16 protein-coding genes are annotated in these 15,946 nt (G+C 61.2%); 5 read left to right on the top strand and 11 right to left on the bottom strand.

Features of this window, described 5'->3' with window-relative positions:
• Positions 1–181 precede the first annotated feature (181 nt).
• Positions 182–742 (top strand): carboxymuconolactone decarboxylase family protein, encoded by a 561-nt coding sequence (locus SO156_RS17570; RefSeq protein WP_458146070.1) that lies wholly within the window; start codon positions 182–184, stop codon positions 740–742.
• 15 nt (positions 743–757) lie between these two features.
• Here the strand turns inward: SO156_RS17570 and SO156_RS17565 are convergent, their stop codons facing one another.
• Together SO156_RS17565 and SO156_RS17560 are read right to left on the bottom strand one after the other, a co-directional pair.
• Positions 758–2,338, bottom strand: coding sequence for a sensor domain-containing diguanylate cyclase (locus SO156_RS17565; protein WP_458146071.1), 1,581 nt, complete (start codon positions 2,336–2,338; stop codon positions 758–760).
• A gap of 265 nt (positions 2,339–2,603) precedes the next feature.
• Entirely contained in the window at positions 2,604–2,981 is a 378-nt protein-coding gene (locus tag SO156_RS17560) for a hypothetical protein (protein ID WP_498535670.1), read from the bottom strand.
• 123 nt (positions 2,982–3,104) lie between these two features.
• Here SO156_RS17560 and SO156_RS17555 point away from each other — a divergent pair, with 123 nt between their 5' ends.
• Positions 3,105–3,359, top strand: a complete 255-nt coding sequence (locus SO156_RS17555; RefSeq protein WP_458146073.1) for a hypothetical protein — start codon at positions 3,105–3,107, stop codon at positions 3,357–3,359.
• 341 nt (positions 3,360–3,700) lie between these two features.
• Positions 3,701–5,005 carry a TadE/TadG family type IV pilus assembly protein gene (locus SO156_RS17550; RefSeq protein WP_498535669.1) on the top strand — a complete coding sequence of 435 codons (1,305 nt, stop codon included), beginning with the start codon at positions 3,701–3,703 and terminating at the stop codon, positions 5,003–5,005.
• A 25-nt stretch (positions 5,006–5,030) separates the two neighbouring features.
• Here the strand turns inward: SO156_RS17550 and SO156_RS17545 are convergent, their stop codons facing one another.
• The 9 genes from SO156_RS17545 to SO156_RS17505 all read right to left on the bottom strand — a co-directional run bounded on the left by SO156_RS17545 (position 5,031) and on the right by SO156_RS17505 (position 12,883).
• Positions 5,031–5,516 (bottom strand): hypothetical protein, encoded by a 486-nt coding sequence (locus SO156_RS17545; RefSeq protein WP_458146075.1) that lies wholly within the window; start codon positions 5,514–5,516, stop codon positions 5,031–5,033.
• A gap of 712 nt (positions 5,517–6,228) precedes the next feature.
• Positions 6,229–6,528, bottom strand: a complete 300-nt coding sequence (locus SO156_RS17540; protein WP_498535668.1) for a hypothetical protein — start codon at positions 6,526–6,528, stop codon at positions 6,229–6,231.
• Between the two features lie 177 nt (positions 6,529–6,705).
• Positions 6,706–7,110 carry a VirK family protein gene (locus tag SO156_RS17535; protein WP_498535667.1) on the bottom strand — a complete coding sequence of 135 codons (405 nt, stop codon included), beginning with the start codon at positions 7,108–7,110 and terminating at the stop codon, positions 6,706–6,708.
• A gap of 226 nt (positions 7,111–7,336) precedes the next feature.
• Positions 7,337–8,227 carry an alpha/beta fold hydrolase gene (locus SO156_RS17530; RefSeq protein ID WP_498535666.1) on the bottom strand — a complete coding sequence of 297 codons (891 nt, stop codon included), beginning with the start codon at positions 8,225–8,227 and terminating at the stop codon, positions 7,337–7,339.
• Positions 8,228–8,932 carry a hypothetical protein gene (locus SO156_RS17525; RefSeq protein ID WP_498535665.1) on the bottom strand — a complete coding sequence of 235 codons (705 nt, stop codon included), beginning with the start codon at positions 8,930–8,932 and terminating at the stop codon, positions 8,228–8,230. It abuts the gene before it with no gap.
• Positions 8,933–9,071: 139 nt separating this feature from the next.
• Complete coding sequence (locus tag SO156_RS17520) at positions 9,072–9,434, bottom strand: cupin domain-containing protein (RefSeq protein ID WP_498535664.1); 363 nt, start codon at positions 9,432–9,434, stop codon at positions 9,072–9,074.
• Positions 9,435–9,645: 211 nt separating this feature from the next.
• The gene (locus tag SO156_RS17515) at positions 9,646–11,250 is read right to left on the bottom strand and encodes a GMC family oxidoreductase (RefSeq protein WP_498535663.1); all 1,605 of its coding nucleotides are present in this window, start codon (positions 11,248–11,250) and stop codon (positions 9,646–9,648) included.
• A 51-nt stretch (positions 11,251–11,301) separates the two neighbouring features.
• On the bottom strand, positions 11,302–11,763 hold the full coding sequence (locus SO156_RS17510; RefSeq protein WP_498535662.1) for a DUF1127 domain-containing protein: 462 nt from the start codon (positions 11,761–11,763) through the stop codon (positions 11,302–11,304).
• Positions 11,764–11,917: 154 nt separating this feature from the next.
• Positions 11,918–12,883: a helix-turn-helix domain-containing protein gene (locus tag SO156_RS17505; RefSeq protein ID WP_498535661.1), complete on the bottom strand. Its 966-nt coding sequence runs from the start codon at positions 12,881–12,883 to the stop codon at positions 11,918–11,920.
• Positions 12,884–13,152: 269 nt separating this feature from the next.
• On the opposite strand from SO156_RS17505, the gene SO156_RS17500 reads away from it, so the two are divergent.
• The gene (locus SO156_RS17500; RefSeq protein ID WP_458146084.1) at positions 13,153–14,136 is read left to right on the top strand and encodes a LysR family transcriptional regulator; all 984 of its coding nucleotides are present in this window, start codon (positions 13,153–13,155) and stop codon (positions 14,134–14,136) included.
• A 138-nt stretch (positions 14,137–14,274) separates the two neighbouring features.
• Entirely contained in the window at positions 14,275–15,657 is a 1,383-nt protein-coding gene (locus tag SO156_RS17495) for an FAD-binding oxidoreductase (RefSeq protein WP_498535660.1), read from the top strand.
• The last annotated feature ends 289 nt before the right edge of the window (positions 15,658–15,946 follow it).

The raw sequence follows: 15,946 nt of genomic DNA, 5'->3' as shown, positions 1-15,946 counted from the left end.
CGACAGACACCTGACGTTTCCCCGACAGGACAGCGTAAATATGGGATTCTACGAGATAAAGCGACGATACGGGAGCAAACGCCTGGCGACGTCTCAGGATGGCCGACGCGTCACTTTAACGTCACTTGCCTCCTACGAGCGTGCGGGCAAGGTTCGGCGCGTCTCAACGAGGAGAGCTGCCATGCGCCTTCCCATTCTCGATCCGAAGAAGCTGACCGCCGAGCAGAAGCCACTCTATGACGACATGCGAGCGGGCATCAGGGACCATTTCAAGGGCTTTGTGAATATGCGCGAGGACGGCGCGTTGCTCGGCCCGTGGAATCCGTGGCTCCGCGAGCCGCGTTTCGGCAAGCCGGTGTGGGATCTGGTCAAGGCAATCGCCGCGAATCCGCTGCTGCCGGCGCCGGTGCGCGAGGTCGCGATCCTCGTCACGGGCTCGCATTTCCGCTCCGGTTATGAGCTCTATGCGCATGTGCTGGTCGCCGAGCAGCGCGGCCTGTCCGACGAGAAACTCGGGACCATCGTCGCCGGCCAGCGGCCGGTCGACCTGACCAAGCAGGAGGCCGTCGCCTACGACATGGCGTCCGCACTGGTGAGCGGCGGCGTGCTGCCCGAGCTGACCTGGCGCGCGGCAGTGAAGGAGTTCGGCGAGCACGGCGCCGCCGAACTGTCCTATCTCGTCGGCATCTATTGCATGGTCTCGGTCACGCTGAACACGTTCGACGTGCCGGTGCCGGAGTAGAAGCGGTTCCCGCGATCACTCCGCCGCCTTGCTTGCGGGCGGCGGCGGCGACCAGGCAATGCAGCGATTGCGGCCCTCTGCCTTGGCCTGGTAGAGCGCGTGATCGGCCGCGCTCATCAACGCATCGGTGCCGGACATGCTGACGCTGGCCTCGGCGATGCCGATGCTCACGGTGACGCCGAACTGGATCTTGTGGGCGGCGATATGTGAGCTCATCACGCGCTTGCGGATGCGTTCGGCAACCGTTCTCGCGCGGGACAGGCTGGTTTCGGGCAGGAGAACCGCGAACTCCTCGCCGCCGAGACGGCCGACGATATCTGACTTGCGCTTACCATCGAGGCACGCGGCAGCGACCGTCCTGATCGCGGCGTCGCCGACTGCATGGCCGTAGCGGTCGTTGACCGACTTGAAGTGATCGATGTCGAGCATCAACACCGACACCGAGCGATAATAGCGCTGGAAGCGGCTCCATTCGGCATCGAGGCTTTCGAGGAAATGGCGGCGGTTGAAGAGACCGGTCAACGGATCGGTTGTGGCCAACGTCTCCAGCATCTTGGCCTTTTGCGTGAGGTCGGTGATATCGACATAGGTCAGCATGCGGCCGCCATTCGACATCGTCGTGCAATGGGCGCGGATCCGCCGGCCGTCAGGCGTCTGAAGGTCGCGCACGTGATCGCCGGCCTTGACCTCTTCGACGCGCCTGGCTGGAAATTTTGCCAGCTCGCTTGGGGGAAGATCCGGCGCGCTGGCGCGATGCACGCGCCGCACCAGTGACGCGTAGGCCGGCCGGACTGCCGCTTCCTCATCGCTCACCTCCCAGAACCGCCGCATCCGCCGGTTCATGAAGCTCGCGTTCAGGTCGGCGTCGAGGAGAAGCACGCCGTCCTGGACGTTCTCCAGCGCGTCTCGCAGCAGCTTGAGCTCGTCGGAGGAGCGCACGATATCGGTAACGGGCGTGTAGGTCAGCATTCGCCCGCCGTCGGGCAGAGGGGTGCACTGCACGCGCATGACATCGCCGTTGGTTCGGCGCAGATCGACCGGTGTGGGGTCTCCTGCCTCGATCTGGCGAACACGCCTTGCAACGAGCGCATCGAGCTCCGTGTCCGGCACTTCGTAGGCCCCGGTATCGCGCCCATGATAGAGCAGTGTGAGTATCGAGGGATTGCTGTCGGCGACCTCTTGGGGCAGCCGCCACATCTGGCGGAATGACCGGTTGATCAGGCGCGCCCTGAGTTGCGGGTCGAGCAGCACGATGCCGGTCGGCACGTGATCGAGCGCGGCGCGCAGCGCCAGCATCTGGCTGCGCATCAAGGCGTCGCCGCGCCGGACCGGCGCCTCCTCGCTCCTCGCCTCGCCACTGGCCCTGCCGAGAGCGACACCGATCTCGCGGTCGGAGCGCCAGACCACGCGGCACGCCAGCAACTCGTCGTCCGCAAGCTTCAACTGGAATTGGTCGGGTACGCCAAGGCCGGTCTCGAGTTGGAGCGTGGCGCCCTCCTCCGACATGCGGCGCACCACGCAATCGAGCGACGATTGCCCAAAGTTGAAGATAATCTTCCCGGCCAGGAACGTTCGTTCCGGCGTCAAGCGGGGCATCACGACCTCCCAGGCGAAACCGGTTCCAGTCTGCCGCAATGCCCCCTTGCGGCAGGATAACGCAGTTGGCGATTTCGCAGGAAGGCTAACGATCTGTTGACGGGTAAAGCTGCCGCGCGAAGATCGCGCGCATGAAAAAAGCCTTGTCCATCAGTGGGCGCGAGAGAACGCGCAGCATCGTCATCCGAACAATTACGGTGCGTTTGCTTTACCGAAAATCCACCACGCAGGAAGTCAGTTGCACGCGGCATAAAGCAACACCCGATCACTGACGTCGTCGGTGAGCGGCAGATTGACCGCAATCGACTGGGCCGTGGGGAAACGAACTACGCTTCAGCGTGGCCAGGGCTTCGAGCGCGATCGACAGCGACGAGTCGCCGAAACCGAGGCCGAGCGAGCCCGCGGGAATGGTCGCGTGGGTCGTCCTGAGGTCGAGATAGATGTTGGGGACGGGCGGCATTGCCTCATCCTCCGCGTCGCTCTCGGCGGCGAGCGCCGGTCCGGATCGCACATGCAGGCGACGCAGCCAAGCACCGCATTGCGCATCGATGCTGGAGCGGCCATGCCCGACGTTGCGTTCGCCATCGCAGCGTCCGAAGTTTGGCGTTTTGCGCAAAGCCTTCGCCGGGTGGACCGCGACCATTCGCGGCGTCAGGTCGTATTCGCGACTGGTGGACTGTCCGGGCGAGGGCCTTTACTCTGTCGTGATTGCAACGACACACTCGCCTGCCACGCTCGCGCGACCAGAACCAGAGAGGATGACGCAATGAAGACGACATCACGCCGTGTTTTGCTGACCGGAATGGTGGGACTCGTCGCCGCACCGCAGGCCGCAAGCAGCACCTTCGCTTCGACCACCGATGCGGCGGACACGACGGTCGCCGAAGAACGCTTCGCCAGGATGATCGCAGCCGCGCACGCGCCCGACGTCACCTGCGCTCGACAGGCCGAGCGCTACGCGGAAAGGAATTGGCGGGAGTATGTGACGGCGGCCCGAGCAGTGCTGAGCGCAAGAGGGTAAGCTTTCTGCCGTTCGCGTTGGGCGACAAGGTGGCATCGGTCGCCTCCATCGGCCATCCTCGGTCGACACCTAAGGGAAGCTTCGGCCATGGCGCCGCATGAGAGGTCGCATCTGCGCGCTCAGATGAGAGAGCGACGCTTCAGGACCGCCACGATCTGCGCGGTACCACAGACTGATCGACACCCGCTTTTTCATGTCGATGATTCGATACGATTTTGCCGCGAGTGCGCGACACGGTCAGCAACGCGCTGGAAACGTCTCCTCACGCGTTAAGCAACCACCCCCTAAGCATCTCGGCGCTAGGTTGAAGCGTTCAATTCTTCGCTTAAGGGGACGCCAAGTTGACGTTTGCTGCCACGCGTTTTGGTCGCCTGCTCTCGCGTTTCCGCTCCGATCGCGGCGGAAATATCGTTGTGACCTTTGCCATTGCTCTACTGCCCGTCCTCGCCACCGTTGGCGCTGCGGTCGATTACTCCCTCGCAACGCGGGCCCGAGCCAAGCTGATGGCGGCACTCGACACCGCGGTGCTGGTCGCCACCGCCAAGAGCGAGATCACGAACACCGCAACTGCGGCACAGAGCGATGCACTGAACACGTACACCGCACAGATGTCCGCATACGGCATGACAACGAGCTCAGTGACCATCACCGTGACGGACACCGTGACCACCCGGACGGCTACCGGCACTGCAACACTGACCGTTTCGAATTATTTCATGGGGCTGCTGGGCTACAAGACCATGACGGTGTCGGCGAGCTCGTCAGCGGCGGCCTCGCTGCCCAGCTATATCGACTTCTACGTGCTGCTCGACAACTCGCCGTCACAGGGGCTCGGAGCGACCACCGCTGATATGACCGCCTTGCAGGCCGCAACCTCCGACAGTTGCGCCTTCGCTTGCCATGACACCTATACTTCAAGCTCCAAGAAGACCAAGCAAACCAGCAGTTACTATTCGATCGCGAAGAAGCTCGGCATCACGATGCGGATCGACCTGGTGCGGACCGCGACGCAGTCGTTGACGGATACGGCGACGTCGAGCGAGCTCGTCAGCAACCAGTACCGCATGGCGGTCTACACCATGGGAAGCGATTGCAGTTCCATCGGCCTGACGACGATCTCATCGCTCACCTCGAGCCTCTCGTCAGTCAAGACGGCTGTTTCTTCGGTCGACCTGATGACCATTCCCTACACCAACTACAACAACGATATGTGCACCGACTTCGACGGCATTCTGTCCTCGATGAACAGCACGATTCCGACGCCCGGCACCGGTACTGCATCCTCGCCGCAAAAGTGGCTGTTCTTCATCTCGGACGGAGTGGCCGACTACTACTACCCGTCGAGTTGCTCCGAGACCGTCATCGCTTCGTCGGGCCGATGCCAGGAGCCGCTCACCACCACGATCTGCGATACGATCAAGAATCGTGGCATCAACATCGCGATCCTCTACACCACGTATCTCGCGATCACCAACAACACCTGGTACACCACCTACATCGCGCCCTGGCGCAGCTCGATCGCGACCCAGATGAAGGCCTGCGCGACCTCCGGCTATTACTACGAGGTGTCGAGCGACAGCAGTATCAGCGACGCGCTGACCGCGCTGTTTCAGAAGGCCATCTCCTCGGCGCACCTGACGCAATAGCGCACGCCGGAAGGCACCTTACCCTTTAGCAGCCTCGGCAAATCGAGAGATTTGGCTTCAGTTTCTCAATTTCTGCTTGATCGTCCAGCGACTGTGTCGCGGATGGTCTCTCGGCAACGTCGGCCTTTTGCCTGGCCTTGGACTGTTTTGAGCGAGGTTTAATGGGCAGCGGCTCGCCTGTCTCCTCGCCATCGTCGACACCTACGGTAAAGCCATCAGGACCGGGCTCCTGTGACGGAGACAGCTTGCCGATGCGCGACCTGGGCCGATTATTGTCGATGGTCGGCGTGGGCAAAATGTTGTCGATGGCCGGTGCCGGCGCGTCTTTGTCATTGGGAGGCGGTCGCGAGTTCTTGGCGGCTGCGGATCGTGGCGAACCTTTGGCGGTCGCTGTTCGCGCTGGAGCGTCGTCGGTCGCCATGGGTGGAGAAACGTTTTTGCTGGCCCGTGGCGGCGAACCTTTGGCGGTCGCCGATGGCGGCGAGGCAAGGATAACGGGCGGCGGATCCATCGGGACTTCTGGCGCCATTGCCGGCGGAGGCGACGAACCTTTGGCTGTCGCAGGGTTGCTGCACAGACTGAGACCGCCCCAGTGACACCTAGCCGCTGGTGGCGAGCCTTGGTCGCTCACCAAGGGCGGCGGGGCCAGCGAGGTTTGACATCGAGCGCCGCCCTGCAGCCAAAAACTGACAAATAACAATCCGACGGCAAGTAATGCAGCGCTTTTCCATCGCATCCTGCAATCCGCTTCGCTGTTGAAATCACTGACACCTTAGCTGCGCGCAATCTGGACTGCTCACATCGCGATCAAAAGGTGACCAAAATAGGGAGGATGCACTGGAGACGATGCGGGTTACTGGCATCCTGAAGCATGCCTGATCATGCGCGGCAGATACTATCGGTCGATCGTGGAGGCCGCGCGCAAGCTCCGCCAGAGGCAATTCGTGCTGGACGGCGAAAGGGGTCGCGCTCGGCGTCGATGCTATCTCAGATTTCAACGCCCTGCAGCTCTACGCCTTCGTCCTGCGATAGGCGGCGATGACCTGCGGGAATTGCGTAGTATTTCCGCCGCCGGTCAGTTGATCCAGTCGATCGTCGCGTAGCTTCCGCGCGTCGCGCGAGTAATGGTACGAGCCAGTGTAGGCGTCATGCGCGACCAAGCTCGCACCTGTAAGTTTATGCCTATGGAACGTATTTGTCAGCGATACCTTTGATAGTCCCGCCTAATCCAAAACGCCTGCAATCGGTGGCGAGATCTGGTAAGCGCAACCGTCTTCTGACGACGCATCGATGCCTTGGGCCGTGTTGGCCGGCGGGCTCGCCGCACCACGCAGCGCGGCAATGTCTTCGGATGTAAGGCCAAGGCCAAGGAGCTGTTCGTCATCGATCTTACTGAACTGCGTCCGGATACGCTGCTTCGCCGGGTCGTCTTTCGCCCGAACGAGCCTCCGTACCAGACCCGATCCTGCGATTGCGCGTCCTGCGGGGCGTATCGCGATGTCTTGCCGCAAACGATCGGTCATTTCGAGATGCTGCTCAGCAGCCGAAGCACCTCGCCGAGAACGATCGAGACTTTGCCGCTCGTTCTCTGCGGCTAAAAAATGTAGCCAAACATCCCGATGAAGCTAAGCAGCCCGGCACGCCGGCGCCCTTCTCGATCGCCGCTGCAGCGGCTATTGCGAACGCATTGAGTAGCGCGGTTACCAAACGAACCGGGCACCGAGCGGAATCTGACAGACCAAGCTGTCCTGCTTCGCCATCGCCGAATTCACGATGCGCGTCAACGAAACCTTCAACCGGTCGTCAGTCGTCAAATTGTAGCGAATGTATTCGGTGACCGGCTGATTCTCCTCGTCCAGGGTCTGATGCACGTCGGAAAAAAACAGTCCACGGCCCGGCAACACGACGAACGCGTTGATGGACAGTCCGCCCTGCAAGGAGATGCTGGGTTGCCCCGCACTCTCATTTACGCATTGGCCAAAATCGGTCAGCAGCCTGACCGGCCTTGTGGTTTGCAGGGCGTTGACGACATCGGTGTACTGCGACGGCGCCGGCTCGGCGGCGGCCGACGCGCCGTGTCCGGGCACGCCGGACAACAGCCACATGAAGCTAACCGCAGCGAGATATTTTGAATTACTCATCGTACCAGTCCTCTCAAGAGTTTCAGCGATAGCGCTGGTCGTTGTCGGCCGGAAAGACCGCCATCATTCGGGGCACGAGCGCCTTGTCGCCCGGTCCAAACAGGTCCCTGCGCGTCGTCGCTGCGATGGGTTGGTGTCGGAGCTGACGCCTTGTGAATGCCGGCTGCGATCGGTCGACGATCGCCTCAACTCATCGCGAAGCGATATCGTCGATGAATCTTCCAAGAAGCTCGTCAAAAACGTCCGGCGCTTCCCAGAACGGCGCGTGCCTCAATCCCGGCAGGCGATGGCACCGTCCTCCCCACAGATTCGCATATTTCGGAACCTCGAGATAATCGAGATTGACGAATGGATCCTGGGAGCCGTTCACCACGGCCAGCGGGACGGCAAGATTTTCGACCAGCACGCGCTGATCGATCCCGACACCGGAACGCGCCGCTTCAAAGATCGTCTTACGCGCCAGACCGTCGGCGCGTGCGATTGCGCGACGAAATTCGGTGGGGACCGGCGCACCGAAGATCGCCTCGCCGAACTTATGGATATCCTCCGGCCGAAGATGCAGTTGTCCTGCCAGCCTCATGTGCGATGTCGGAATAAACCCTTCGGCCATGTTGTGCCGGCTTACCGGTGGAGCCCCACTGATGAACAATCCCTTGATGCCGAAATATTTCGACGCCATTTCCAGTGCGATGTGACCACCCAGCGACCAGCCGACCACCGCAACTTCGCTAATTCCGAGCAGACTGAGCATCTCTATCACCGCACTCGCCAGACCCGGACGAGTATATGTGCGGGACGGGTCGAGGGCGTCGCCGGATTCCCCGTGACCGGGCAGATCGAATGCCACAAGGCGATACTTTCTGGAGAGCGCGCCGCCAAGCTGCTTGCGAAAGACCTCGCGCGAAAGCGAATTTCCATGGATCAGCAGGACCGGCAGGTCACCGTCTCCGGTCTCCTCCACGACGATCGAGCCGTGCGAGGTAGATAATTCATGTAGATCGATCATTGCTTGACACCTCGGGCTTGAATTGTTGCCGGGATCATTGAACCCAGAGCCTGGCTTGCTACCGAAATTGGGCACTCAGCAGTCGGATACGCGTTCACGCCGCGACGTATCGCTCTCATGGTGCAGCGCATGGTCCGTTGCATCCGAAACACCTGCGATCGAAGGCGAGTGCTGGTAGGTGCAACCGTCTTCTGACGGCGCATCGAGTGCTTGGGCAATAGTCGCCTCGACCTGCGGGCTCGCCGTGCCGCGGAGCGCGGCAATGTCTTCGGATGTGAGGCCAAGGCGAAGGAGCCGCTCATCATCGATCTCGCTGAGCTGCGCCCGGATACGCTGCTTTGCCGGATCGTCTTTCGCCCGAACAAGCCTCCGTACCAGGCCCGATCCCGCGACTGCGCGTCCTGCGGGGCGTACGGCGATGTCTTGCTGCAAATGATCGAGCATTTCGAAATGCCCTTCGGCGACCGAAGCATCTCGCCGAGAACGATCGAGACTCTTGCCGTTCGTTTTCGGCGGCCAAAAAATGTAGCCGAACATCGCGACGTAGCTAAGCAGCCCAGCAATTGCGACCGCCGCATCAAACGTGACGTCGGCATCAGCAGCAGCAAGCGGCATCAGCGATTTGGCCAGAATGACCAACAGAGCAAGAATGATGAAAAGTAGCATCTCGATATCTCCGGATTTGTGGGTGAGTGTAAAATGGCTTTCGCCATCAGAAGCGCGTGCTGCCTTGTCGGTCCGACGGCCGATTGGGCGGCGAATTTGCGGCGTGAAACACATGATAATTCGAGTTGGCCGCAATCAATCGTTCGGTAGTGGACCTGATCCAATTCGCGACTAGCTGGTTGATGTTGAGTACAATCATGAGGAGATTTCTTGAACGATGTTGTGATTGCATGCGTGACGGAGACGTCACTGCTCAGAACGGCGCAGGACCGAGGGCGATGACACCGAACCTCGAGGCCAGCGCGGGAATGTCGATCAAGCCGCCACCGGCAATGATGCGGAGGGCTTCCTCGACCCCGCCGGGATAACAAACCACCGCGATCCGCAGCTGCAAATCCGAGCGGTTGCCCCAGGCATGCGGAATGTTCCTGGGAAGCGTGACCATCGTTCCAGCTTCCGCATCGAACACCTTGTCGCCGAGCGCGAAGCGCGCTCTTCCTTCCAGCACAACGAGGTATTCGTCCTCATTCTGATGGACGTGCAGCGGGGTGCCGTCGCCGGGGTCCGAGACAATCTCGACGAGCGAGTATGCACCGTTTGTATCGGCCGCCGGCACGCGTATCAGGGAACGTTCGCCAGGTCTCGTTTGCAGCCATTCGGCCGGCTTGTTGCGATCCGGGAGAGAATTTGAAGATGCCGATTGACACATTTTTCCTTGTCCATCTTTATTTCGAACCTGCCGCCCCTTGGCACCGCTGGTCCCGACTTAGGAATTTCGCAAAACGCAATCTTGAAAATTCCTGCGGTTCGCGCCGCTCATCGCCCGGTTACGAACTTGTTACGTGTACGAAGGCAGCAGCCTGCTCGCCGATGACAACGCAAGGCGCCATGGTATTGCCCGTCGTCACGCGCGGGAGCACGGACGCATCCGCGACCCGCACCCCGTCAATGCCGTGAACTTTCAATCGGCCATCCACCACCGACATTGCATCGCGGCCCATTCTCGCGGTCCCGCATTGATGCCAGAAGGTGCCAAGCCCGTTGCGGAAGAAGCGTTCAAGCTCTCGGGGATTGCGGGTGGCCGGTGTGATCTCCCGAACCGTAAAAGGTCGCAGCGCGGCGGAGTTTCCGATCTGACGTGCGACATCCAGGCCGTCCACAAGATCCTTCAGATCCTGGACATCGCCAAGGTAATTCGCATCAACTCTGACGGGATCATCTGCATCCGGCCCGGTCAGATGAACGGCGCCACGGCTCCTGGGACGCATTCCGACGACCAGGGACCAGGAGTCAGCCGGTAACTTGAGCAACGCCGCATTCTCGGGCGTGACGTCTGGCCCGCGATGCGCATAGCTGTAGAAATTGGGCGCGTCGAGCGCTGCATTCGTCTTCCAGAAACATGCAGTCTGACTTCTGGGCACGCGGGGGAGCTCGATATCTGTACTTTCCCAGACGCATCCGAACGCGACGTGGTCATGAAGATTGCGGCCGACCGCCGGCAGCTTCTGCAGCAGCGGCACGCCGGCGCGGCGCAACTCGTCCTCGTCGCCAATGCCGGACTGCATCAGCAGCTTCGGTGTCTGGATCGCGCCAAGGCAGAGAATGACTTCGCAACCGGCCGTGGCACGCAGGATTCTTCCCTTGCAGCGGAACTCGACGCCGGTGGCGCGGCGACGCTCGAACAGAATGCGCGCCACCAACGCGCCCGTTACAACCGTGATGTTCGGCTCGGCCATCCGCGGATACAGATAGGAGCGGAAGATCGACCGCCTTCTTCCCTCGCAGACCGTCTCATCGACAAACGCACACCCGCCCGGCGACTCCATCATTCGGCCGTTCGCATTCGGAAAACGCGGCAGGCCTGCTGACCCGGCGCCTTCGAGCAACGCGAACGAAAACGCATGAGGCGCGGCCGCGGGCTGTACGTGCACCGCTCCATCCTTGCCGCGATAGTCCGGATCGGCGCTTCCGGTCCACGCCTCGATTCGATGCCGATACAGGTCGAGAACGGCTTCATAACCCCACGAAGCATCGCCCGATTCGGCGGCGTAGAAATCCCAATCGGCCTGATGTCCGCGCGACCATGTCGAGACATTGATGCTGGAACCGCCACCCAGGACCTTACCCATCGAGTAAGGAATCGCGCGACCGTTCAAATGTGGATTCGGTTCGGCGACAAAACCCCAATCCAGTTCGCTGCCAAGCGTCATCGGCCAGCGGTTCGGATCGGCAATCACGTCCGCCTCTTCGCTGCCGCCGGCTTCCAGCAAAAGCACGCGCACGTTCGGATTTGCTGCGAGCCTTGCGGCGACGACCGAACCGGAGGTGCCGGCACCGCAGACGATGTAGTCGAACTTCGTACCGATTTCGGAAGTCAGGGAGCACTGGTTCGCACGAACGCGCGCGGCGAAACTCTCTTCACTGGATGCCATGGTATTGATCTCTCCATGTCGGAGGTATTGCGAACACGACATCGCGCGCGTTCAGACCAGCGACCGGGCCTTTGCATGTAGATCCGCGTTGACGAGCCCTTCAGGTTCCAACTGATCACGACGAGCACAGTCGCTGCAGGTTGCTGCGGGCCGCGCTTCGGGTGAAAGGTCGAAAGAGCTGATCGGCGGCAAAGCCGGTCGGTGGCGACCGGCATCGCTTGAGAGGACCGGCACATCATCCGCTCTGACATTTCCTTGCGGCCGGCGTATCACGTTTTCAATTTCGCCTCGGGTTAATCCGAGATCGCGCAGCATGTGATCATCCATGCTGACGAGTTCAGCGATGGCGTGACGAGCCGCTAGTTCGGCCTCGATCGCCTTCGTTATTCCTTTCAGGACCGCCCGGACACGTGCGATGCCGAGACGCATGAGCGAGCGCCATCGCGGCCGGCGCCGCGGCAAAGCGCGGATGCCATGGATTTCGTTGAGCGATTTTCGCGAATGCATTTCCATTGAATCTCTCCATGGTCTTCTTCGAGACCGAAAGGACCTGTTGGGGCGTGACGTCATGCGCCAAACCAGCGCCAGGTCATGATCGCTGGTGGTTGGCGTGGCCTCTATCTGGGATGATGATCGGGGCCGATCTTGAAGATTCCTGCGATCCGATTCAGCGTCGAGCGATGATCTGCGTGGGTGACACGCCATGGACGCGGCGAACCCAGCGCGTCAGATGGCTTTGGTCCGCAAAACCCGTTTTGGCAGCAATTTGGGCGAGACCAAATGTTCCGTCTCGAATCATCTCGACCGCCCGTTGCAATCGCAGATGAACGACGTAGCGATGTGGACTGACGCCGACGGACCGGGTGAAGGCGCGGGAAAAATGAAACTGGCTGCGGTGCGTCATTCTCGCAAGCGTCGCGACGTCAAGCGGTTCGTTCAGATGCTCGACGACGAACTCCTTCAACCGCTTGAGCATGTCGGCGGTCAGCGGAGCGTTCCGCTTCGCCCTGGTCCGCATCGCGTAACGTGCGGCAAGGATGTCGACGAATCGGCCCGCGATTTCGTTCCAGAACAGTGTCCCGCGCGGGTAGCCTTCCTTGCTTTCGCGCGCCAGCACGCCGGCCAGATCAAAAAGCGTCTGGTCGTGGCCGCAGAGACGACTGCTCAACTCGGCTTCAACCGCTCCGTCTTCGGCGGCCGCGAGCGCAAACTTGTCCGGCCGCACCGCAACAAGAAGCGCATCCAGGTCCTGGACGGTGTCGGCGCAGGTATCAAGTCCGGCTGGACAGATCGCGAGCGATCCGTCGTGCGCCTTGTGATACAGCGCGCTACCCGCAAGGCGGCACGCAATCCGGCTCCTCGAAACAAAGGCGATCAGATGCTGCCGCAGACAGGCGCTGAAATGCGCGCCGCCCTTGTAGCGCAAGCTCACGACGGAGACACCGCTTTCGCCGGGCGCGCAGCCACTTGCCAATATCGTCGGCGGAGAGCCGTCTTTCTGCGCAGAGAACACTTCTCCAATATCTGCAATCATGGATGGTAACCTTCGGATGAGTGGGCAACCGGCGGCACGAAGCGTCAGCACACTGAAGATGGACCGAACCGGGCGCTTGTCCTCGGAGGAGGCCGCCAAGCATCATTCGCTCCGACCGCTGCCGGCGGCGCGATATTCATGGGAATGAGGCACTGCGGAAGTGAAACGATTTCAGGATGAAAATGCGCGCTGTGCAGTTCGATTGGCCCGCTGCCCTTCCGACGGCGGGCAATACCGGCCAAAGGCGCTGAGCCGAAGGGGATCGAAATTTTGGCCTAGATCTCTAATATGTCGAAGGAAATCGACCATAAGGAACCGTTGCTGCTGGAGATCGGCGATCTATTGATGCCGCTAAACTCGGATCCAAGATGACCGCTTCGTTCAACACGCTCGATCTCAACCTGCTGCGCGTCTTTGACGCAGTCATGGAGGAGCGCAGTGTCCTCCGAGCCAGCCAAAAGATTAACCTCAGCCAATCGGCGGTCAGTCACTCGCTGGCGCGCCTGAGGGAGATGCTCGACGACGAATTGTTCATTCGAACCACTACGGGAATGCAACCCACCGCGCGAGCCTTGGCTATGGCAGGGATGGTCAGGGAGGCCCTCAAATCCCTCGAGGCTGCAATCGAGTTGCCGCGGTTCGAACCCGCGACCTCCAGCAGGAGATTCACGATCGCAGCGAATGATTTTACGACGATGGTCCTCGCGTCGCGCCTGCTGAGTGTGCTGAGAACGGAAGCTCCCTACGTCGACCTCGCGATCAAGCCCGTCACCCGGATCGACCTTGCGGAACAGATCGATCTCGGCAGAATCGACGCTGCCATCGGCACCTTCCGGGGAACGCCTGCACGATTCAAATCCGATTTTCTATTCGACTACGACGATGTTCTCATCACGCATACGTCGCAGCGACTCGGCGTGGTCACAACCGAGATCCTTTCCAAGATTCCCATCATCGTCGTTTCATTCGCAGATGAACAAGAGGGCGCTGTCGAGGGTTTCATCTCCGAACGCGGGCTGGCACGGCGATCCGAAATGTTCGACCGCGCCTCGTTCGAACGCGCAATGTCCGCTTCGAAGCAGGCGCCGAGGATCGCCATCTCTCTGCCCCACTTTCTCGCGCTTCCGGGCTTTCTGGACGGTCCAGGGATATCGGCAATCATTCCGCGTCCGCTCGCCGATGCCTTCGCCCGCAACATCCCGATTGCGATCCACGAGCTTCCCTATCCCACCACCCGGTTGGAAGTCTGCCTGCTCTGGCATGAGCGCCACGAAGGCGACGCCTCGCAAGACTGGTTGCATGATGTGATGGTGCGGGCGACGGAGCACCTCCGCGCCAACGCCAAAGCGTAGGCAACCAATCTCCAGGCAATTCAACAGTCGCTGGCCAGGCCCTCGAAGAGCAGCTTCCTTCAAGACGATTTGCCCCGCTCTCTCCAAATCACCGCGCACGGCGCATGCGCGTTCGCGCCGCCACGAGGAGAAAGAGCAATGAAGGATCTGATCGAAAGCAAACTTTATCGCCTGGCCGGAAAAATGTCGGGCCGATTGTCGAGGCCCGGCCAACAGCCGTACGCCGCAGCAACGGCGATCTGGGCCAAACCGGACGGCCGCATGCCACGCGCGGTGGCTCACTGCCGGACACCCGAAGATGTGCGGGCAGCAATTCTAACCGCCCGCGACTGCGAGCTCCCGTTGTCAGTCCGTGGCGGAGGCCATGATTGGGCCGGCCGCGCGTTATGCGAAGGGCTGGTCATTGACGTCAGCGGCATGAACGGCGCGACCGTCAACTCCGTCGGGCCTATCGCTCAGGTTGCGGGAGGCGCACGCACCTCGGACGTTCTCGCGGTAACCGATCCGCTCGGCCTAGCGGCCGTGACGGGCTCGTGCAGTCCTGTCGGTATGGCGGGGCTCACCCTAGGCGGCGGTTATGGCCCGCTGATCGGCCGATTTGGGCTGGCGCTCGACAATCTGCTTGCCGCTGAAATTGTCCTGGCGGATGGACGCATCGTTACTGCCGAACATGGCCGCGACGAGGATTTGTTCTGGGCACTGCGCGGCGGCGGCGGAAATTTTGGCGTCGTAACCATGATGCGCATTCGTCTGCACGAGCTGCCCAACGTCGTGTCCGGCATGCTGATCTATCCGTTTTCGGAGGCCAGAACGGTCTTGCGGCGCTTTGCCGACACTGTCTCCGCCATGCCCGACGAGTTGACCGTTCAGGTCGGTGCAGTTGCCGGCCCTGACGGCGTGCCGGTCATCATGCTGGTGCCGACATGGAGTGGCAGGCAGGGCCAGGGCGATGAGCATATCGCACCACTGCTTGAACTCGGAACGCTGCTCGTCAACTCCCTGGATGCGGTTCGCTACGGGACGTCGTTGTCGGTGTTCGACCCGCATATCGTGAACGGGCGGCGGGTTTTCATGGAAACGTGCTCGCTACCAGCGCTCGACAGCGTCAGCGTCGACCTTCTTGTCGAGTCCATGGCCAAGGCCGTCTCGTCCGGATGCGCGATCGTGAGTCACGAGTTCAGAGGCGCGGCTTTGCGCGTACCGGTGGAAGCAACGGCGTTCGGCCTTCGCCGCGATCATGTGATGATCGAATTTATCGCTTCGTGTCCCGATCGGGCGGACAGATCGGAAGAGCGCCGGCATCAACAGTGGGTTCGCGACACGCGGCACGCTTTCGACACGATCGCGCTTCCAGGCGGGTATCCGAATTTGCTTGGACCAGACGGCGCTGACCGTGCGGCAGGAAGCTTTGGCCCCAACGCCGAACGGCTGGCCAGGGTCAAACGGTTTTACGACCCCGACAACGTCTTCCGTTCCGCCATCCCGCTTCCGACCAGCCGGGACTCGATAGCTGCGGAATGAGGGCGGGCGAGTTGACGTCGCGTGTTTCGGCAAACTAGCGGCCCGCCGACAGACTGACGCGCAATCCGCTGCGGCCGCATCTCCGATAGACCCGCGGCGGGTTGCCAAGCGCTCCTCGTCCGAAAGACGCGTTCAACTCAGGCTGATTACTTTCCTTCAGGAAAATATATGGAATCGAGTGGTTTATCTGTTTTTCGGTATGCGGATCCAAGATCAGTCAACCGCGCTCAGCACCAGCATCCTGTGCGTCTTCATCGGCATGGTGGTTGCGTGTGTGTGGCTAAACCGA

The sequence above is a fragment of the Bradyrhizobium sp. UFLA05-125 genome, from assembly GCF_059803515.1.
The sequence above is the reverse complement of the archived record's forward strand: the minus strand, read 5'-3'. Positions and strand labels throughout refer to the sequence as shown.